General features: G+C 41.9%; 21 protein-coding genes. 16 read left to right on the top strand and 5 right to left on the bottom strand.

Annotation, left to right across the window (positions count from 1 at the left end):
- The first annotated feature begins 320 nt into the window (after positions 1–320).
- The 6 genes from NSQ20_RS21425 to NSQ20_RS21400 all read left to right on the top strand — a co-directional run bounded on the left by NSQ20_RS21425 (position 321) and on the right by NSQ20_RS21400 (position 7,268).
- The gene (locus tag NSQ20_RS21425; RefSeq protein ID WP_340033047.1) at positions 321–1,505 is read left to right on the top strand and encodes an LLM class flavin-dependent oxidoreductase; all 1,185 of its coding nucleotides are present in this window, start codon (positions 321–323) and stop codon (positions 1,503–1,505) included.
- Between the two features lie 250 nt (positions 1,506–1,755).
- On the top strand, positions 1,756–3,030 hold the full coding sequence (locus tag NSQ20_RS21420; protein WP_076318934.1) for a sugar ABC transporter substrate-binding protein: 1,275 nt from the start codon (positions 1,756–1,758) through the stop codon (positions 3,028–3,030).
- A 3-nt stretch (positions 3,031–3,033) separates the two neighbouring features.
- Positions 3,034–3,906 carry a sugar ABC transporter permease gene (locus NSQ20_RS21415; RefSeq protein WP_017687487.1) on the top strand — a complete coding sequence of 291 codons (873 nt, stop codon included), beginning with the start codon at positions 3,034–3,036 and terminating at the stop codon, positions 3,904–3,906.
- 49 nt (positions 3,907–3,955) lie between these two features.
- Positions 3,956–4,771, top strand: coding sequence for a carbohydrate ABC transporter permease (locus NSQ20_RS21410; protein WP_036674932.1), 816 nt, complete (start codon positions 3,956–3,958; stop codon positions 4,769–4,771).
- Between the two features lie 113 nt (positions 4,772–4,884).
- Positions 4,885–6,102, top strand: coding sequence for an MFS transporter (locus tag NSQ20_RS21405; RefSeq protein WP_036614537.1), 1,218 nt, complete (start codon positions 4,885–4,887; stop codon positions 6,100–6,102).
- Positions 6,103–6,380: 278 nt separating this feature from the next.
- Complete coding sequence (locus NSQ20_RS21400; protein ID WP_340030840.1) at positions 6,381–7,268, top strand: cell wall hydrolase; 888 nt, start codon at positions 6,381–6,383, stop codon at positions 7,266–7,268.
- A gap of 122 nt (positions 7,269–7,390) precedes the next feature.
- Here the strand turns inward: NSQ20_RS21400 and NSQ20_RS21395 are convergent, their stop codons facing one another.
- From NSQ20_RS21395 to NSQ20_RS21380, 4 genes are all read right to left on the bottom strand, one after another.
- Entirely contained in the window at positions 7,391–8,101 is a 711-nt protein-coding gene (locus NSQ20_RS21395) for an ABC transporter permease (protein WP_340030839.1), read from the bottom strand.
- Positions 8,098–8,943, bottom strand: coding sequence for an ABC transporter ATP-binding protein (locus NSQ20_RS21390; protein ID WP_253501708.1), 846 nt, complete (start codon positions 8,941–8,943; stop codon positions 8,098–8,100). The genes NSQ20_RS21395 and NSQ20_RS21390 overlap by 4 nt, the downstream gene beginning before the upstream one ends.
- 138 nt (positions 8,944–9,081) lie before the next feature.
- Positions 9,082–10,017, bottom strand: coding sequence for a LytTR family transcriptional regulator DNA-binding domain-containing protein (locus tag NSQ20_RS21385; RefSeq protein WP_340030837.1), 936 nt, complete (start codon positions 10,015–10,017; stop codon positions 9,082–9,084).
- Between the two features lie 322 nt (positions 10,018–10,339).
- Positions 10,340–11,110 carry a hypothetical protein gene (locus tag NSQ20_RS21380; RefSeq protein ID WP_340030836.1) on the bottom strand — a complete coding sequence of 257 codons (771 nt, stop codon included), beginning with the start codon at positions 11,108–11,110 and terminating at the stop codon, positions 10,340–10,342.
- A 399-nt stretch (positions 11,111–11,509) separates the two neighbouring features.
- On the opposite strand from NSQ20_RS21380, the gene NSQ20_RS21375 reads away from it, so the two are divergent.
- The 8 genes from NSQ20_RS21375 (at position 11,510) to yaaA (ending at position 17,457) form a co-directional block, all read left to right on the top strand.
- On the top strand, positions 11,510–12,184 hold the full coding sequence (locus NSQ20_RS21375) for a hypothetical protein (protein ID WP_340030835.1): 675 nt from the start codon (positions 11,510–11,512) through the stop codon (positions 12,182–12,184).
- Positions 12,185–12,440: 256 nt separating this feature from the next.
- Positions 12,441–12,800 (top strand): hypothetical protein, encoded by a 360-nt coding sequence (locus NSQ20_RS21370; protein WP_076328007.1) that lies wholly within the window; start codon positions 12,441–12,443, stop codon positions 12,798–12,800.
- A gap of 63 nt (positions 12,801–12,863) precedes the next feature.
- A complete protein-coding gene (locus tag NSQ20_RS21365) occupies positions 12,864–13,145 on the top strand; it encodes a DUF3139 domain-containing protein (RefSeq protein WP_076328006.1) in 282 nt (93 codons plus the stop codon).
- Positions 13,146–13,380: 235 nt separating this feature from the next.
- On the top strand, positions 13,381–13,965 hold the full coding sequence (locus NSQ20_RS21360; RefSeq protein WP_340030834.1) for a hypothetical protein: 585 nt from the start codon (positions 13,381–13,383) through the stop codon (positions 13,963–13,965).
- Positions 13,966–14,081: 116 nt separating this feature from the next.
- On the top strand, positions 14,082–14,483 hold the full coding sequence (locus NSQ20_RS21355) for a DUF4279 domain-containing protein (RefSeq protein ID WP_244661021.1): 402 nt from the start codon (positions 14,082–14,084) through the stop codon (positions 14,481–14,483).
- Between the two features lie 156 nt (positions 14,484–14,639).
- Entirely contained in the window at positions 14,640–15,080 is a 441-nt protein-coding gene (locus NSQ20_RS21350; protein ID WP_076328004.1) for a hypothetical protein, read from the top strand.
- Between the two features lie 531 nt (positions 15,081–15,611).
- Positions 15,612–16,490, top strand: a complete 879-nt coding sequence (locus tag NSQ20_RS21345; RefSeq protein ID WP_083669817.1) for a prohibitin family protein — start codon at positions 15,612–15,614, stop codon at positions 16,488–16,490.
- 214 nt (positions 16,491–16,704) lie between these two features.
- Positions 16,705–17,457, top strand: a complete 753-nt coding sequence (gene yaaA / locus NSQ20_RS21340) for a peroxide stress protein YaaA (RefSeq protein WP_076318936.1) — start codon at positions 16,705–16,707, stop codon at positions 17,455–17,457.
- Positions 17,458–17,649: 192 nt separating this feature from the next.
- Here yaaA and NSQ20_RS21335 read toward each other — a convergent pair whose 3' ends face one another.
- Positions 17,650–18,213: a DUF4879 domain-containing protein gene (locus tag NSQ20_RS21335; protein ID WP_076318937.1), complete on the bottom strand. Its 564-nt coding sequence runs from the start codon at positions 18,211–18,213 to the stop codon at positions 17,650–17,652.
- Positions 18,214–18,818: 605 nt separating this feature from the next.
- Here NSQ20_RS21335 and NSQ20_RS21330 point away from each other — a divergent pair.
- On the top strand, positions 18,819–20,066 hold the full coding sequence (locus NSQ20_RS21330) for a WXG100 family type VII secretion target (RefSeq protein WP_340030833.1): 1,248 nt from the start codon (positions 18,819–18,821) through the stop codon (positions 20,064–20,066).
- 17 nt (positions 20,067–20,083) lie between these two features.
- Positions 20,084–20,695, top strand: a complete 612-nt coding sequence (locus NSQ20_RS21325) for a pentapeptide repeat-containing protein (protein WP_340030832.1) — start codon at positions 20,084–20,086, stop codon at positions 20,693–20,695.
- Positions 20,696–20,925: the final 230 nt, after the last annotated feature.

Below are 20,925 nucleotides of genomic sequence, written 5' to 3'. Positions count from 1 at the left end.
ATACCTATTAAACCAAGTTAATTAATCGGCATTTGGATGTTTACTATGAAAATGAATTAGAAATTAGGCACACTTTAAAAATCAATTTCAACCAGTGCAAACGTAGTGGAGGGGACGAAATCGATTCTGAAGAAACGTAGTGTTCACCTTTATCTCCGGATTTCCCCTTAGAAAAGGGGATCAAAAAATCTGGAGATAACAGTGATCGTAAGAACGATTCGTAACCGGAACGGCCAAGTGGCAGAACAATGATCTTATTTTTAACATGAGACTTTATTTATTCATAGAAGGGATTGACTTTTGTGAGCGAACAGGAAGAAATGAAGTTTGGATGGTTTTTGCCTACAGCAGGGGATGGTAAGTATGTAGGGGTTGCCCCGGAGCGGGAGCCAAGTTTGGATTATCTGGTCGATGTGGCACAGACGGCGGAGAAGGCAGGATTCGAATTTGTACTGATTCCGACAGGGGGAGCCTGTCTGGATGCGTGGGTGGTTGGCTCGGCTGTGATGAGTCACACGAAGACATTGCGTCCCCTTGTCGCCATTCGCCCGGGATTGGTTACACCTGTACTCGCTGCACGAATGGGAGCCGCACTGGATCAGCTCTCTGGTGGTCGCGCCATGATCAATGTGGTGACAGGCAGTTCTGTTCGCGATTTGGAGGAGCTCGGCGATCCACTGGCACATGCGCATGATGAACGGTATGTACGAGCGAGCGAGTACATGGAGGTCATGAAGCGTTCATGGACCCAATCGACGGGACTGAATTTGACGGAGTTTGCAGGAAGTGGTTCAAAATCTGGCGCAGATGCACCCAGTGATCCCAATCCTGAATTCAACGGCCAGTATTACAATTTCAAAGGACCGGTAGGCATGCCGGAGACGGTGCAAAATCCACATCCACCGTTCTATCTAGGAGGAAGTTCACCGATTGCGAAAAAGGTCGCTGTTGAACATGCGGATACGTTCCTCATGTGGGGTGAACCCCATGACTGGATTCAGGAGCAGATCGAAGAGATTGAGGTCATCCGTCAGCAGGTGAAAGAGGAAACGGGACAAGATCGTCAGCTCCGTTATGGCATGCGTGCTCAGGTACTCATTCGGGATACCGAAGAAGAAGCATGGGCAGCAGCTTGGGAGATTATTAGCAAAGTACCACCAGAAGCGATCGAGAAAGCCAAAGCCGCTTTTGCCAAGACGGATGCAACCAACCAACGCAGACAGAACGAGCTACGGGAACTGTCCGAGAAGCAGCAGTTTGTCGTAGGTCCCAACCTGTGGACAGGCTTGTCCGTTGTGCGTTCCGGCGGTGCGATACTCATTGTAGGTACAGCCGAACAGGTCGCAGAGCGTTTGATGGAATATGGAGATCTCGGCGTTACGACTTTCATTCTGTCCGGTTACCCGCATCTGGAAGAAGCCGAAATCTTCGGACGGACCGTGATGCCCATCATTCGCGAGAAATGGAAAACAAGACAGAAGCAGCATCAAGTTACTACTAACTAAGTAAGTGCCCCTTTTTTTACACTTTAACGGAGAGGACAGAACCGATCTGAAGAAGCGAAGCTAAAAGCTTTCTGAAAGAAAGCTACTTCGTAAGCATCATCTTGCCTTTATCCCCGGATTTTAACCATTGAGAAAAATGATTCAAAAAATCCGGGGATAACAGCGATCGGAAGATGGTACTGCACTCGGAGTGCCCCGTGTAAAAACTTTCGTGCAACTTACATTAATCATCCTCAGGAGGTCGTCTTTCATGAAAAAAAATAAAAAATTGATCCTGCCGCTTGTCAGTATGCTGGTGATGTCCATCCTGCTGTCAGCTTGCGGCGGTGGGGATAACGCGTCATCTGGAGAGAACGGCTCCTCGGGTTCAGGTAAAGTTACGATCAGCTTCATGCACTGGCGTGGAGAAGATTCCGAAGCACTCAACAAGACTATTGACGCATTTGAAAAAGAAAACCCGAACATCAACGTGGAGATGCAGACACTGCCCTCCGATCAATACCAGTCCACCGTACAATCTAAAATCAGTGACGGTTCGGTAGGAGATGTATTTGCTTCCTTCCCGGGTGCACAGTTTGAAGCCTTTACCAAAGCCGGATTGTTCACGGATCTGACTGGATCCTCGTTCTTGTCGGCCTACAATTCGAAGCTGATTGAATCAGGACAGCACGATGGCAAGCAATATGCGATCCCGTATCAACTCGTATATAACGATCCAATTTATAACGTAAAACTGTTTGAACAATACGGCTTGACGCCACCAACCGATTGGGAAGGCTTTCTGGCACTTTGCCAGAAGCTGAAAGACAATGGCATCATTCCGATTGCCTTTGCCGGAGCGGACATTGGCCCAGGGCAATTCATGAATACAATGGTGATGAACAATGCACCGAGTGACGACATTTTTACCAAAGTGGAAGCGGGCGAAGCCAAACTGACGGATGAGTTTTGGGTGAAAACGTTGACTCAAATCAAGGAACTGAACGATAAAGGTTACTTCCAGCAGGATGCACTGGGTACGAAAGACCCTGCGGCTGGCGCGCTGTTTATTCAAGAGAAAGCAGCGATGCTGGCGAGCGGATCATATCAATTGGCTCAGAACAAGCAGCAGAATCCGAACCTGGAGCAAAAACTGCTTGCACCAATTACGGTAAGTGCAGATCAAGCGAAGTATGAAGGAGTGCATACTACTACGTTCATGCTCGCGGTGAACAGCAAGTCGAAACATCCGGAAGAAGCGAAGAAGTTCCTCGAATTCCTTAGCAATCCCGATGTAGCGAGTGACTATGCCAACCAAACGGGACAAAATGTAACGGTGAATGATGTGAAGTACGATACGCCTGAGCTTCAGGTAGCCGGAGAATGGGCAACCAAAAAGACCGTGTTCCAGCCACGGTTCACCATCCTGAACGGAGATAATCAAAAAGCAGTAACCAACTCCATCCAGGCTGTACTGAGCGGCACTTCTCCAGAAGAAGCAGCACAGCAGGCACAAGCGATCATTGATCAGCATATCGGGAAATAAACGATGAAAAACCGTCTTCAGCTATCCCTGTTTCTGATCCCTGGGTTGCTGCTGTACGTTGGATTGTTCGTATTTCCTACATTGACGGGGCTGTTCTATTCCTTTACGGACTGGGATGGGGTATCCCCGTCGTATGCATTTGTAGGGCTGGATAATTACAAGGACAGTCTCAGCAGCATCGTATTCCGCAAAGCCTTTGGCAACAACGTGGAGTTCATGTTAACGGTTGTTATTGCACAAACCTTTATTTCACTTGTCCTGGCTCTGCTCTTGGTACGTAATACCAAGACACGCATTGTGCTTCGGGCATTGTATTTCCTGCCTGCGATTCTGTCCTCCGTATCGGTTGGACTGATCTGGGCATTTATGTATGATCCATCCATTGGATTGATCAACTATGGACTGAATGAAGCTGGGATGAGCAGCATTGCTCGTAACTGGATTGGAGATCCCAAAATCGCCATCTATTCCATCGCTGCGGTACAGGTATGGGCCCATGCCGGACAGATGATGATTGTATTCATCGCAGGTCTGCAAGGTATTCCGGCAGAACTGTATGAAGCGGCTCGTATGGACGGCGGCAGCAAATGGCAGGTATTCCGTACCGTGACTTGGCCACTGCTGGCACCTTCGGCAACGATTGTTGTGGCCTACACGACCATTCAGTCGTTCAAGGCATTTGACCTCATTTTCACCATGACGGACGGAGGCCCGAACTACGCAACTGAAATTTTGACAACATATATCTATCATACCGCCTTTGGCAGCTATTCATTTGGTCTGGCTTCTGCCGGTTCCATGATCTTCCTGGTGTTGCTCGCGCTCTTGACGCTGTTGCAGTTCAAGGCACTACGTGCCGACCGGGTAAGTTATTGAGGTTGATGTTGGAGCATTCATCCTGCAATCGAGGCAGAAGGGAGTTCACATGTTTTTAAAATGGTTCAATCGCCTGATCTTATTGGTGTACGCGCTGCTGATTCTGGTGCCGCTGTACTTTGTGTTTGTATCCTCGTTCAAAACAAGCAGCAATTTCTTCACCAGTCCATTCAGCTGGCCGGACCCGTTTACGTGGGATAACATCACTGGCATGTTCCGCAATCAGCCGATGTGGCAATATTTCGGGAACAGTCTGGTCGTGACGCTTGGTACGGTTGCCATTGAGTTGTTGCTGAGTAGCATGATTGCTTACGCCATTGTCCGCTGGGGCGGCAGTGTAGGCAAAATTGTATTTGCTCTGTTCGTAGCAGGGTTGATCGTTCCATCCCAGGTGAGTATGCTGCCGATCTATTCCCTTACGCGTACCCTCGGCTGGTCGGACAGTCTCACGGGATTGATTGTCGTATCCGCGGCTATGCTGATGCCTGTCTCAGTATTTATGCTGACTGGTTTCATGCGCATGCTCAATTCGGAGATTCTGGAAGCGGGCAGTATGGATGGAGCAAGTGAATGGAGACTCTATACGCGGATTGCACTGCCACTGGCTGCACCTTCGCTGGCGGCAACGGCTACGTTCCTGCTCGTCATGGTCTGGAATGACTTACTTATTCCGATGCTGATGCTCAGCAGTAAGTCCAAGCTAACGTTACCGCTCGCGCTTATGCAGTTCCGCGGAGAATACGTGACGAACTATCCGATGATGCTTACGGGTGTGCTGGTAACCGCCATTCCGATGATCGCGTTGTTCCTTCTGCTCCAGCGTTACTTTGTTGCAGGTCTGACAGCGGGTTCACTCAAGGGGTAAGGTATCGCAGAAATCGGAAGGAAAAGCTTATTTTGCATTGATTTCTGGAGCATTCTGCATAATAATGATTTAGTGTCAGAATGACTACATAGAGATCAAGGGAGCTATAAGTGATGAGCAAACTGGAAGTGTTGCGGAATCCCAAGCAGCGCAAGCTGCTGTTCAGTGCCGGCATGAGCTGGCTGTTTGATGCGATGGAAGTGGGTATGATCTCCTTTATCGTGGCTGCACTCGCCAAGGAATGGAGTCTCAGTCCCGGACAAGTTGGCGTGCTTACGAGTATTAACTCGATCGGTATGGCGCTAGGAGCTTTGCTTGCAGGTGCACTTGCGGACCGTTTTGGACGGAAGGCCATTCTGATGTGGACCTTGCTAATCTTTACGATTGCAAGCGGTCTGTCTGCATTGGCGACTGGATTCGCCGTATTGTGTGCACTGCGTCTGGTTGCTGGTATTGGACTTGGCGGCGAGTTGCCCGTGGCATCCACACTGGTATCGGAGTCGATGCCTACAGCGGAACGGGGACGTGCGGTTGTATTATTGGAAAGTTTCTGGGCAGGGGGCTGGATTGTATCAGCACTCATTGCGAACTTTGTCATCCCGGAGTACGGATGGAGAATTGCCTTTGCCATTGGTGCGCTTCCGGCGTTCTACGCACTGTATCTGCGTCGTGCGATTCAGGACCCGCCGCGGTACAAGAATCATACCAAGCTTCATAAAATCACGTTCCGCGAGAAAGTGGCTACCGTCTGGTCAGCACCACATCGCCGTACAACGTTGATGCTCTGGATTTTGTGGTTTACCGTCATTTTCTCTTATTATGGAATGTTCCTGTGGTTGCCTTCGGTTGTAATGGCAAAAGGATTCACGTTGGTTAAAAGCTTCCAATACGTGCTGATCATGACGATTGCACAGTTGCCAGGTTACTTCACCGCTGCTTACTTTATTGAACGTTACGGTCGCAAGTTCGTACTGGTTGTGTATCTTACCTTGACTGCATTTAGTGCGATTGCGTTCGGATTGGCTACAACGGAAGCTACGATCCTGACCGCAGGAATCTGTCTTTCCTTCTTCAATCTGGGAGCCTGGGGTGGTCTGTACGCCTACAGCCCAGAATTGTATCCGACTTCCGTTCGTTCGACAGGTGTTGGCCTTGCCACATCGGTTGGCCGAATCGGTGGCGTACTGGCTCCATTAATGGTCGGTATGCTGGTTCAACGTGAAGTTGCGATCAGCCTGATTTTCACGATTTTCTTCGTGACAATCCTTATTGGCGCAGCAGCTGTACTGTTCTGGGGCCGGGAAACGAAGGGCCAGGAACTGGCCGAGTAATTGTCAATAAATACAACGCAACTTTTGTACGGGTCTGCCTGCCTACGGAAATAACGGGTTGGACAAGCGGTATAAGGTTGATACAAGAAGGGGTATGACCATGGTGTGACCATGGGCTCATGCCTCTTTTTGTTATGTTCAGCGTCGTTTTTTCACTGCGTCATCGGTCCGATAGACTTCATTTTTCCTATATCCTATAATGACACTCGGGATGTAAAGCCATGAGGATTCAGGGGAAAGAAGTGGGATCTGGATTCAGAAAAGTGGAGGTTAATGGAATGATGAAGAACAATATTGGAATGGATCAACCGAATGAAATGAATGAAAAGAATATGATAATTGAATTAGATAGCGTGAAAGAGATGAAAGAGATGAAGGTGGTTAGCCATATGAACAGTAATGAACGTACTACAGTTGATAGCACGTATGAGGAGTTGGATCTGTTAACGATTGCTGACACCATGGAGCCCATCACTGTCAGTCGGAAAGTCACTCATGGGAAGGGTAACATGGCTGGCAAAAGAGCAGGGCGGGTCAGTATGCTTCTCGGTGCCTGCGCATTGACTCTGGGCTTGACCGTGGCAGCTCCTTCTGCGGGAGCACAGAAGTTGGAACAGGGCGTTCGTAGCGAGCATGTGCTGCAATTGCAGGAGCAATTAAGCGATCTGGGGTACTTTGACGCCGGAATGACTGGATATTACGGTACCATCACCAAAGGTGCTGTCCGCAAGTTCCAGCAGGCGCAGGGACTGAGTGCAGACGGTGTTGCTGGTCCAGCGACGCTGAATAGGCTGAACAAAAAGGCCAAAGCCGAGGGCGAGACGCTGCGCCAGTTGGCGAAGCTGATCCACGGTGAAGCGCGCGGGGAGTCTTTTGAAGGGCAAGTCGCTGTAGGAGCGGTTGTGTTGAATCGGGTACATTCGAGTGAATTCCCGTCGTCTATTTCGAAGGTTATTTTCCAGAAAGGGCAATTCACGGCTATAGATGATGGGCAGTTTAATACCAAGCCAACCCAGACTTCTTACAGGGCTGCTCGTAAGGCATTGAATGGCGCTGATCCGACGAACGGAGCGCTGTATTATTACAATCCGAAGATTGCCACTTCAGTGTGGAGTAAGAGCAGGCCGACGCTGCTGACTATTGGGCAGCATGATTTTACAAGATGAGTTTAAGTAGAGATATGTAGTTTAATAATTGAAATGATAATGGTGAACCTCGGCCGTACGCTGCTGAATGCAGACGTGTACCGGGGTTTGTTTTATATTTTGGTTGTGTAGGCGAGGAGTGGCTACTCATCCTTTAACCGCCGTTGATACAAAATAACAGACACAATCGTTAATACAACCGTCCATATCAAAATAATGAGGAGAGGTTTTAAGAGGTCTCCAATTGTAAAGCCTGTATGGGGTATATTTAGCAAAGCCACAAGTTGAATGCTTGGTGTATAATCCAGCATTTTAAAAATCGGGAAATCTCCAAACAAGATTGTTGCAACAGGAGGAGCAGAAAATACCATTGCTGCAGGAATGATTGCTAATGAAGCTTCAAGGACCGTTTTAGAGAATAAACCACATATCGTTCCTACTGCTGTGTATAGAATTATTGAAAGAATGATTGCAATTGCAAATGCCCATATACTAGGTGGCTCATAGCCTAATATATACGTAGCAATAGCCAGAACAATAGCAGACATGACAAAGACTAAGGTGCTTTTACCAACTAATACATCCATCGTTGTGGCTGGAGTCATCATTAATGATCGTAAGGTGTTACGTTCCTTTTCTTCCGCGATCAAACATGCTTGTGCGAAAGAGGTTAAGAGCACAAACGAAATATTTAGAAGAAAACCTATTGCCCCGGGGAAAGAAGGGCCTGCAGTGCGAAAAAGAAATGCGAATAGAATCGGAACAAGCAACATGATGGAAATGCCATAATTGCGTGAAAACTCTTTGTAGTCCTTTACAAATATTGCTCGCGCACGTTTTAACGAGATACTCATAACAGTTCACCTCCTGTCACTTTAATAAAGATATCGCCTAAACTTGGCTCTTTCGATTCCAATCGCTCGATTAAGCCTCGCTTCATCCAATCGGCAATTTGCTCAGCCGTTCCTTCATTCATCGGGAGCTCGTAGGTTTCCCCGTTTACCAATTCTACACAAACGACGTTTTCCCGATGCTGTTTTCTAAGCGCCTTAGGCGAGCCAATAGCTTGGATTTCTCCTTGATACAAAATCGCTACACGGTCACATAACAATTCTGCTTCTGACATATCGTGTGTCGTTAGAAAAATTGTTGTCCCTTTCTCATTTAAGTAGCGTAGCCCTTTATAAATATGTGTGGAGTTTACCGGATCCAAAGCTGAAGTAGGTTCATCTAAAAATAATAATTCCGGCTCATGGATAATTGCGCATGCCAGCATAACACGCTGACGCATCCCTTTCGATAAGTGGATGACTTTCTTTTTGCGTTCTTCGCTTAAGTTTACAAACTGCAATACTGTATCGATCGAAGTTTTAGGAAGGTCATATAATTGGCGATACAACTCTAGATTTTCATCTATCGATAATCTTTCATATAGACCACTGTTATCTGACAAAATACCAAAGCGCATCTTCTGTGCAGACTGATGCATCATCGCCACTGGCTGGTTAAATACAGTTGCCTGTCCACTTGTCGGATTTAATTGCGCAGTTAAAATCTTAATTAAAGTTGTTTTTCCAGAACCACTTGGACCTAGAAAACCTAAAATTTCACCTTTTGGAATTGAAAAAGATACTTCTGATAATGCATTCTTATTTTCAAATCTCTTTCGAATACGTTCTACTCGGATAACATCCATGCATATCACTTCCTTGGAGTTGATGACTTAAGCATATAAAGATTACATGCCTCCAACCATCGAAATCCGCCGAAATGTAGCTGTCAACGGCTGAACGGTACCATTAGTTGCTGGATTGAATCGATATTTCCCTGGAAATCAAATGTTAAGATGTGTTTTTAATTCTTGTAATTTTGAACGAGATAACGGAACAATCGCATCTTGTCCTGTATTTAATCGCAAGCTGTAGCTATTTTTCGTCCATGTAATAATCTCTCTTACCTTCTGTAGATTAACAATATAGGATCGATGACATCTAAAAAATCCGAAGTTAAACAATTTCTGCTCGAGCTCGGTCAGCGTCAGCGCACAGATAAAACTTTCTCCACCTACATGGACAAGAACTGAACCATCCATACTTTCTATGTAATCAATTTCAGGCGGATTAAATAAAATCACTTTGTCATTTTTTTTCGTATAAATCTTCTGCAGGGTTATATTGGCTCGATCTTGTTCCTGCACTGTTTGCTTGTCCTCTTCTGAATCACGAATATCCAACAGATGAAATCCGGATTCATTCAGACGATAAATTGAATCACAGGAAATCATAGCATCCTCTAAATTAGAAGTTAAAATTAAAATCTGTATTTGTTTCGAAAGATCATCTAAAATCCGTTTAAACTGGCGACGATCTTGTTCTTCCAAATAAAAATAGGGCTCCTCCAGTACCAGTGTAGGCTGATGTGCAAAATAAACGCGCAGCAACGTCACATACATTCTTTTTGATGGGCTTAGATGCTTGATTTTTACCTTCTGTTCTTCTTTCAAAGCGAAATAATCCAATAACATAGTGACACGATCATTCCGCTCTGTTACGTTGATTAAAAAAGTGATTAATTCTTCCACCGTTAATTGTGTATACTCGTTTTGTTGAGCTCGAAGTATGTAATATTGGGAACGATCCTGCAGTTGATTCATTAAAATCTGTTTTCGCTTCAAGTCTGTTATAATGCCAATCGATTGGTTACATGCCATATTTAATTCGATTTTGGGTAAAAATAGTTCCCCATCATGATACACTGGTTGAAATTGCATCTTGTCCTCCTGGTCATCACTGCTTTTGGATAATATGTAACAATTATAATGTTGAAGTTATTTTTTGTCAGCTTCAATTGAGATGATTTAGATCCTCGATCAGGCATATCAATAATGAGTCTCCAGCAATCGGTTGGACGTAGCAGCATTGCATACGAAAAGCGATTGGATACCATGGATATATAAACAAAAAACCACTCCAAATGAATGAACTGCACCCCAATTGTTAGACACAATTACCAATTGGAGGTGCAGTTCAATGAATTAGGGTGGTTTTTAGAGTAGTAGTTTTGTCATAATGTGCGATGGAGCTGTGTTTACACTACTCTTGAACAGCAAAAGGAATTTTCAACAAAGTGGGCTCTACAATGGTTTTTCCAGTATCGTAGTCATAGACTTTGTTGAATACAAGTTCAATGGATTCCAACTTATCAGGGTCATCGGTATATACCAAACCGTAATTCGTATTATCAATAACTACGCCATCATACTGATTATAGACATATGATTTTCTCATAAAATTGCGATCTGCGGAGATCGGCTTTCCCGTGTTTGGATGAATGGAGTTTAAGCCGTAAAAACCGATATTCTGATCGGTTGTATTTTCCACAGTGTAGAGGATATTGATATAAGTGATCTTGGAACCGATATCTTCTCGATTTAGAATGGAAATGTTTTTCTGTGAATCCTCAGGAATGTCACTAGCCTCTAATAATTGGGCATGAACAATATGAATGGTTAGTGGGCCACGTTCAAAACGTGTATTCAGAGGCACAGACTTTAGTAATTTCAGATTCCCGCCATAATCAAATATTCCTGTATCGCCAGGTTTGGATAGGATCGGTGACACAACACTTTCAAATAGCCTGTTCTGAAGACTGCTGGCGGCCTGCTCGAATTGATCTAGTTCTGGCTCCCATCCATTATAATTGCGTTCGGACCGGAAAGGTTCTAAACCGGTTTCCATGACTTGTCCAGAAGAAGCATCCATAGGCTGTATTTGATTGATTTCTAGTTGTGTAGAAGTGGCATGATTTGAGCTACCTGAGCTACCCAGAAGTGCGATAGCGAGCAGTAATTGAACAATAAACATAGGATGAGACACCCTTTCTCTCTAAAATAAAATTAAATAAGTTCATCAACCCACCTAGTTGTTATCTGAAAATAATATGGCCTGATATGATATTGGTGGAATAGATTTACGGTCAAAGTAATAATAATCATAGCAAAATGGCGCATTGAGATAATGAGAATAACGACCTAACTTCAGGTAATAGAAGATTGACGAGTGGATATAGTGATTTAGATATAAGGACCCATGCGACAAAGTGGGGATTTCTGTTCGGTAAGGACCAGGGTCGGTTATGAGTGGATACATAGAACCATTTTAGAAGAATAACAATGAAATTTATCGGAGGAACAGATCGAACAGATTCTACAGGCTGGATCGGTTGTGTTAGAATATAGGAATTATGGAAGTTGGAGGGTTGAAGTGGGGATACATAAAGAGTTAAGTCAAATTAGAGCTGAAAACCAATCCACTACAAAACAAAATGTCCTTTCAATTGTAAGTGCGATAACGATCGGAGTGATTTTAGGTTTAGCGGCAAAGCTTGTGGATGCTCAGGGGATTAACCCCATATTTGACGATATTGGTGGGCGTCTAGGTATTTGGATTTTTGTTGCCACACTCATATCGGTTATTAGTTATTCTCCTAAACTAGCAGCAGTTAAGGTATTCTTCTTTTTTGTGTCGCTACTAACTGTTTATTATCTATACACCGTGTTTTTTCTACATTTCGTTCCAATGAAAGAAATTATTTTTTGGGGGATGTGTGCAGTAGTATCTCCGGTGTGTGCTTATGTGATGTGGTATGCCCGAGGCAATGGAACTGTATCTAGTCTAGTGTTATCCCTTCCAATCACAGCTCTACTGTCCGAAGGGTATCAATTGCGCGATGCTTACTTGCCCGAGCAAACTCATTACTACTTGATCCCAATACTTATGGGAATATATCTAATCATGGTCATTATTTTATTATTTATTGTTCCTACGAAAAGACTTAAATTTTTGATTATACTACCAATATCTATAATAATGTCTTTCATCATCATATATTTTGATGTTCTAGGGCGGTTATTCGGTGGCTTGAACGGAGTGTTATAGATCACTTTGGCAGATTGTCATACAAATGCGACAGTCTTTTTTACAATAGTATATTTGCTTGTGTCAAAGTCTGGTTCGTCCTGTGTTGCCATAACAGGATTAATATTTGAAAAGATGAGAGCTACTGCAAAAATGGTGACCATAATCTTCTTGAAATTCAAAATAATTCTTCATTTTCTCTAGATGTAATTTATTATGATCTCTTATTTTGCTAATTTAGTATTTGCTATATCTTGACTATAAAGGAGGATTTATTATGAAGAGAGTATCGTTTTTTTTGCTTTTTTTTCTTCTATTGACAGCATCCGCTTGTTCAAACAAAGTCACTTCATATACAGGAGAGAGTGAGAATTGGAGTGTCTCATGTACCGTTCAAAGTAATAGCTCTGTAGCAAGTTATGAATATGAAATTAGGTACTTAGGAGATAATCCTTCAGTAATTAAAAAAGTTAAAACCAAATTTATGAGCAAAAATATTCATTCTACAGGGGAAGTTCCTTTTAATACTGTAATCAGAGGAAAAGCTGAAGGGATGTCCCCATTTTTGGATGAGGATGAATTTATAGTTCAGATGGATTGGGAAGGAAAATCGGAAAAGATAGTGGTTACCAAATGATGGTGATAATAAGCGGAAATATTAATAGAATTACAAACTACAGGCTAAAGTGAGGTGAATAAAATGAAATTTCTAAAGGGAGTATTGATTGTAATTGCACTAATAGTTGTAGCTTCAGTCACATGGTATGGCTCCTATAAGAATGATATGAAGGATCTTGAAGATGGTTTAAGAACGTATTTAATCGTTGAAAAGGGTATGGATGAACATGAGATTATTAGCATCACCGCTCGTCGAAGTAAAATGCCACAGTATCCTGTAGTCGTCAAATTGGAGGATAACCCACAGGAATATGTCTACACCTACAGAGAAACGAAATGGGTACAACTATGGCCTGATCCATAATTCTTCAATGGTATGTCCGATATTATCCGGTTTTATGGAATATTACGTCCTTTGGATGGGTTAGGCCTTATGTGTTGGATATGCAAGGATAAGTTGCAAGGTCCGGGTTTCAGCTCGCTTTATCAATCTTGGGGTAGCAAACTCTTAGATCATCTTTAATCTGAAAGCAACTGCATCCGGGGCCAAGATGGAAAGAGGGTAAATGGTACGTTGCTAAATAGAAGGAGGGTCATATTTGAGAAAAGGATTATTTATAGGTTTATTATTGATTACAGTAATCATTCTGGTGTTTTTTATGATGAAAGATCCGGTTCCCGTAGAAACTAGCAGGCATGTAAAATCTGTTGAACTAAAAGGTAATGTGTGCTTAGTTACCGTCAATAGCCCTCAAAAGTCTACAGAGAGTACTCAAACAGAACAGTTCGAAAGTCAGTCATGCACAAATTTAAAAGAAGGAGATGCAATAAGCTACCAATCTCTAAATCAAGGTAAGTATCTACACATCGTTTCAATTAATAAAGAACTAACAAGAGATCCTCTGTCAGGCTCAATAACTAAGAAGTTTGAGGAGGGTGGAAATATGTATATCTCCGTTGAATTACCTGGTGTAGGGGAAGAAATCTTCTTAATAGATAAATCGGACTGGAGAACAGTCAACATTAAATCGGATATTACTTTTTACTTGGATATTTTGGGGACTTCCTATTCATTTAATTTAAGTCTATTGTTCAACCAATACATATCTGAAGACTCACCAGTTGCTTTTACTACATGGGGGAATATGTCGAGGGACAAAATGTGGTCATTTAAAATTCGCTAATTTAAATTTAAAGATAAGTAAGATGTTCAAATATGATAATAAAATGGATCAATAAAGAAGGTAGTACTCTTGCAGTTCAGGTTTTTGATATATGAATAAAGTTAGGAGGATCATATATGGACAAAACGAATATTATGGCTGAATTTATCATTACAGGAGATCATTTCGAACCGAAGTTAATCACAGAACAGATTGGAATTGAACCATCTGGAACCTATATAAAAGGAGAAAAGATTGATGATAGAGATTTGTATCGAAAGGAAACCTGTTGGTTTTTGGAGACGGACTATCAGGAATCTTTTGATATCAATCAGCAATTGAATCACATACTCAATCTTTTGGAGCCACATATAGAAAAGTTGAAAACCTTGAGAATGAAGAATAATTTGAATTTTCGGTTTAGCTTCTCGATTAGGATTATGCATAATGAGACCCCTGCGATTACTATTGAGAAAAAGGCAATTGGTATAGCCTATGATTTGAACGCAGAGTTTGATTTTGATTTGTATATTCTGTAGCAATGGAAACAAGTCATTCTGAAAATACATACAGAGGACAAGTACCCAATTATCTGACCTTGAGAGTGGTGTTCTTTTTTTAAAAAATCGCATGGAACTTGGAAAAAAATCAATCTTTCAATTATATTCATATATAGACAAAAGGGAAATGATTAAATGAATATTGGAGATATTGAGAAATTAGCGGATAGGTTACCTACAGAAGTTTTACTGTCTTTGTTCAGGAATGCTTTAAAAGATTTTGAAAATAAGATTCTTGATAAAAAAGTTTTTTTGTTAATCCTGTCCGAATTAACAGATCGACAAATCATGACTTATGAGCTTTTAGAGGATAAAACTAGAAATGAGATAGATGTCTTAATGAGGAAGTTATGGAATACTAATTCCTACGAAGATGTAGATATCATACTCTCTATTGTTGTTAACCTTGGTTTGAAGAATTGTTTTATTAAAATTAAAGAGTCTATAAGTAAAGAAGATAATATAGATTTGATAATTTTAAACGAGATTAAAGAGACGATTATGGAGGTTGGAGATCATATTTCAAATCCATACTATGACTTAGAAAGGTTTAAATCATCTAAAAGTGAGTTTTAGCTCATAAGATGGTAACCTGTGATATAAATTTATAGTTTTAATTTTGGTTCGTATCATTACTCATTCGAAGATGCCATTAAACATTTTGATGGCTCTTTTTTTGTGACAGTAGGGCAGTTTATTTAGAATATGTGTACATCTACAGAGAAGAGCAATGGATACAACTCCTGATCCATAATACCCAGATGAATTGATGATCACTTTCTTTTATCGGAATAAGCGGATATAGGACGTCACTGACTCACCATTTTCTTCACTACTTAACCTAATAGTACTTCAAGCGATGAATATCCTTGAAACCTAATACGAATTTACAAAGTATATATAAAGAAGGATATAATTAGTTACCATTTATAAATTTGTACTCGGTTACATCCATAGAGGGGAGGACGGATATGCCATTTATTGGGGGAATCATTTTAATTTTTATCCTAGCATTTATTCTATGGTCATTAATGTTCCCGTTATTCAATAAAATAGGTAGTAGAATTTTGAAGAAATACAATAAATTCAAACAAGAGGAGAATGGTGATGAAAAATTCAAAGACGTTTAGGGTAGGGGCAATTGCGGTTGCATTAGTTATTATAGTGGGAGTGCTAATGGTGACCTTCTTTTTAACACGAATTCCTAATGGATATGTTGGGGTCGTATATTCACCAAATGGAGGCGTAAAAGATAGCACACTGAGTCAAGGGTGGAAACTCGTTGGAGCGTTTGATAAAGTGACGAAATATCCTATCCGAATTCAAACGGTGGAATACAGAGATATTCAGATTGCTACTTCTGACGGGAAAAACATCACAATCGATTTTGCTTACAACTACCAAGTAGAACCAAGTAAAGTATCTTCTATCTTTAATACATTTGGGCCAATTAGCATTCAAGAAATTGAGGATACATATCTCAAAACACGTTTCCGTGACGCAGCTCGTAAGGGGATTTCCAAATTTACAGTCATTGATGTGTATGGTGAAAAGTCATCCGAAGCAGGAGTAGACGTGCAACAACGTTTTTCTGATGACGTTAAAGAATTAGGCTTTATTGTATCCAACGTTACTGTAGGTGTTCCTCAACCTGACGCCAAGACTCAGGAAGCAATCGATAAGCGTGTTGAAGCTTCTCAAGAACTGGAACGTAAAACGACTGAACTGGAGATCGCCAAGAAAGAAGCAGATCGCAAGCGGGTGGAAGCGCAAGGTAATGCAGACAAACTATTGATCGAAGCAGAAGGTCAAGCTAAAGCAAACAAAGAGCTTCAACAATCATTATCGAGTCAACTCGTTGAATATGAAACCATTAAGAAATGGGATGGAGCCCTTCCATATGTAAGTGGGTCAAATACGCCAATGATTCAATTGCCGACTACAAAAACTGAGCAAAATAGCGGCGGGGGGAGCGTATCTCCCTAATAGCGGTTTGAAATGCATCCCTTGCTTTCTCACCAATTTAATGTGTTGAATTCTAATGAACAAGCCGGTCCAATCGTGGGCTGACTTGTTCATTTTAAGTCTTTTCAAAGGTACCATGAGGGATTTAGTTAAGCCTTGGCATTGGATTCACCTGTCCAATCCTGTACAATGGATAACGACAAAAACAACGGTAGATTAAGGATGGATCAGCACGATGAGAATTATCATATCACCAGCTAAAAAGATGAAGATTGATACCGATCTTATGGCTATCGCGCAGATGCCACAGTTTATAAACGAGTCGGAACAGTTATTGAGTCTGCTTCAAAAGTTATCCTATGACGAACTCAAAGCGATGTGGAAGTGTAACGATGCAATCGCCGAACAGAACGTGGAGCGGATTCGGAATATGAATATTAAAGCAAATCTGACACCAGCCATCTATGCCTATGAGGGCATTCAGTATCAATATATGGCTCCGGGTGTTTTTCAAGATGAGGAACTGGCGTATCTTCAACAGCATTTACGTATTTTATCCGGTTTTTATGGCATGTTACGGCCTTTGGATGGGGTTACCCCTTATCGGTTGGAGATGCAGGGCAAGCTGCAAGGTCCGGGTTTCAAATCACTCTATCAATTCTGGGGTAGCAAACTCGCAGATCAGCTTCAATCAGAAAGCAACTACATCCTAAATCTGGCTTCCAAAGAGTATAGCAAAAATATTTTACCTTTTCTGAGTGAGGAAACACGATTCATTACTTGTGTATTCGGACAAATGGTCAATGGGAAGCTTGTTGAAAAGGCAACCTGGGCTAAAATGGCCAGAGGTGAAATGGTACGTTATATGGCAGAGCACAAGATTACAGAGGTGAAGGACGTAAGAAACTTTGATAGGTTGAATTTCGCTTTTTCAGAAGAACGATCCGACGAGAATATGTATGTATTCATACAAGCAGAGGGAAAGTAGCCTACAGTGCAACGGTGGGTTACTATACAAAGTCGACCCTTTAAGGTCACAATGAGAAAAGACGCAGGGGATGTATATCCCCGCGCCTGATCAAGAATCAAATCCGTGTCTAAAGCTGATGAGCTTTTGGGCTTACTTCCCGTATTCCTCAGGATAGCCAATTCCTCCAATATTCAGATTACATCCTTCATGTTAACGAACATTAATCCAAGCGGTCCATTGTGTTGGAATATTAATGGAATAGACCGTACCTACAAATTGTCCACCTGTACTAGGCGCTTCATAAACCCAAGAATGGGCCCAAGCATCTACGACACGGTCACCGTCCAGATCAATAGCTTCAGACCAGTTGTTAGTCATTGTATTGCTGGCGAGTGTGCCGTAGTGACTGCTGTCATAACCGATCTGGAAAGTAATACACTGAATCCAAGCCCCACCATGATCATTGGTTGTGGAGAGCGGGTTGTTATTGAAGCCGTAAATTTCTTGACCGCCATTAGGAGATACGACACCGTATACATTAATGTGAGATACTTTCGGAGCAGGCGCAAACAGAACTGGACCACCCGCATTATCTGCCTTCTGCGATTCAAATTCAGCCTTAGCCGCTTTCACAGCTTCACGGAATTCTTTGGAATTAATAATTTCTTCCTTTGTCAACGGTTTGGCTTGACTCACGTCACCGTCTGCATAAGCAGCAACATTAAATGAAAGCACTAGAACAAGAATAAGAGCTAAACTAAATAATTTTCTCATAGCAATAAATTCCACCTTTCTTGTTATGGGTATTCTTTTACAAAACATGCGGTTACGACAAATAGACCTGCTTGCAGATTAAAGCTTCTTGCCCTCCTCTCTTATGAAAATGGTAGAACTCTACAGGCTAGAAAACTCTATGAAGTAGGAATGTATATGTAAAATGAATGCCTGCCAATGATTATGTGTTGCAGACAAAATGTAAAACTCATTTATACGCATTGATATCTTAGTTATGATAGGCTCTGATACCCATCTTGATAATATAAGATTCCAAAATAAATATTTAAATTGTAATATATTCCATTTATACAAACATATAGTACACCTAATCATCCGCACGAGTCAAGTTTCTTCATTAATACTATGATTTGTTAAAGTTTTCGGCTTGTCGTAGTAAAATGCCACAGTATCCTGTAGTCGTAAAAGGAAAACCCTCTGGAACATGTATACACCTACATAGAGATCGTATGGGGCTGAGGGACGGATATAAATCATTCTGAGCGTGGATTCATGCAGTGAAATCAGGAGGTTAGCCGGATATAATTGCCATTAAACTTCTGCTAACATAGTTTTATCATATATTAGATGAGCGGTGAAAATGGATGAATACCATTAAAGTTACCCCTGAACAGTTACATCACGTATCGAATCAGGTGGATCAGGCGAGACAACAATTGGAACATATACGGGAGGATCTCACAAGACAGATCATGTTCCTTCAGCAGATGTGGCTAGGTGTGACGCAGGAGCGTTTTTATGATGAGTTTGCGCGGTCACGCCCTGTATTGCAGAAGGCGCTGGAAAGTATGGTGAACACCTCTAAGGAATTAAAGGATATTGCCACACGATTTGAGAATGTCGATGCTGAAAAAGTGAGTCTTAGCAGTGCTGTTAGTGCTCTAGGTGCGGGAGTAATGATGAAGACCTCAAGATATTATGCCGGTTCGGATGATAAGGGCTACCGGATGGCACAAGTCAATATGTTTGGGAAGCTGATGTGGATGCCTGTGAATGAGAATGGTGTTACGGATCAGGCAGCCTTGCAGGCATATAAGAAGGATCAGGGGCATTTGGATTTTAATCGGATGCAAGCTACGGATGCTGAAGCGCCAGGGGAAGATATTTATGCGATGCAGATCAAAGCTTTTGAAAATGGAATTCATCCCTTCACAGGCGAGCCTGTATCCGATAAGTATGCTCAGATGATGTTGACTTCTCTGAAATTCAGCCAACTATTTATGGCATTTCAGATGGTTCGCGGGAGTATGCCGGGTGGCAAAGGGCCGTTTCGCGTACCTTCTTCTCATCCAGCTGTGGCGAAGATTAAAAAGAATTTGGAAGTGGCTGAGGCTAGGAAAGCGAATGAGCAAAAGAGGGCTACTGAGAGTAAGGGGCAAGGTAATAGGTCTAACCTTTATGACAAGGATGGAAAATATACGGGAGGTAGAACACAAAAGGAATTGGATGTTTTGGCAGGCGATCCTTCACATGGCGGGAAAATTAGAGATCAAGGTTTGAAAGAAAGAGAGATAGGACTAGATTTAGAGCAACAAGGTAAATTAGGAAAAATCATGCGTGATCCTCAAGAAAATAAAGGCGCTGAATTTATTGACGTCACTACTGGCCAAAAGTGGGACGTGAAAAGTTTTGAGTCTTATCCTCATGGTCATACGTCACCGAGAAAGGGAGCATTTACAGTCGTAAAATCTATGGATAAAATAAACGAGGAGTTTGATCGTGGTCATAATGTTGTTATTGATACACGGGAGTTAGTTCCTGAACACATCAAGCAGTTAAAAGAGGCAGTAAAAGATGCGGGAGTTACAGAACGAATCATCTGGTATCCATAATAAAAGGTGGTGTAGTAATGAAATCAACTAACCAACAAGAATTGATAGAGCAATTAAATTCACATCGAGTGTGGATTGAAACTATTGGAGAAAAAGGTGAAAAATTAGGTGTAGATGAAATAGACTTTCGTCATGTGGATTTATCGGGATATCCTTTGGATCAAGCTTATTTGACCGAATGTGCATTTGATGGCATGAATTTGGAACATATGGACATGTCATCATCGTTGTTATGTTCATCTAGCTTTACGAACACCAACGTAGTAAATGCTGATTTCTATAAGGCAGATTTGTCTTATGCCGATTTTACAGATGCAGATGCCCAAGGTGCAAGGTTTGCCAAAGCGGATCTTTCTGAGTCCATCTTTACAAATGCGAATTTGTCAAATGCAAAGCTAATTTCCAGCTCCTTATATCTTACAGATTTTCGCAATGCGAATATGAATCATGCAGATGTCAGTTCAGCATCGTTTAAAGGAACTTTGTTGCACGGTGCTAACTTAACAGGGCTTAGGGGAATAGAAGAAGCTTTTATAAAAAGCATCAATATCGGAACACCAGAACAACCTAATATTCTGGTGGGTGAAGAAGCTATAAAGTGGTTGCAGGACAATAATTTGAGTGAATAATAGGAAAAAACATGTATGGTTGAAACTTATAAAAGCTTGTTTCACTTGAACGATGGAGTATTTGATGTGCGAGAGACTTACGGCAATGCGGCTTAAAGAGTAATGATGATTTACTGATTACCTTCTATATAATAGGAGTACAATTTGGAGTAAGAGAGGAATGCTTTTGCAGAACTTTACATGAAAGATGATTTTCAAGATACATGCAATTTTGCTTAAACGACCACCTG

Origin of the sequence: Paenibacillus sp. FSL K6-1122, from assembly GCF_037977015.1 — a bacterium.
GTDB classification, from domain to species: domain Bacteria; phylum Bacillota; class Bacilli; order Paenibacillales; family Paenibacillaceae; genus Paenibacillus; species Paenibacillus amylolyticus.
The sequence above is the reverse complement of the archived record's forward strand: the minus strand, read 5'-3'. Positions and strand labels throughout refer to the sequence as shown.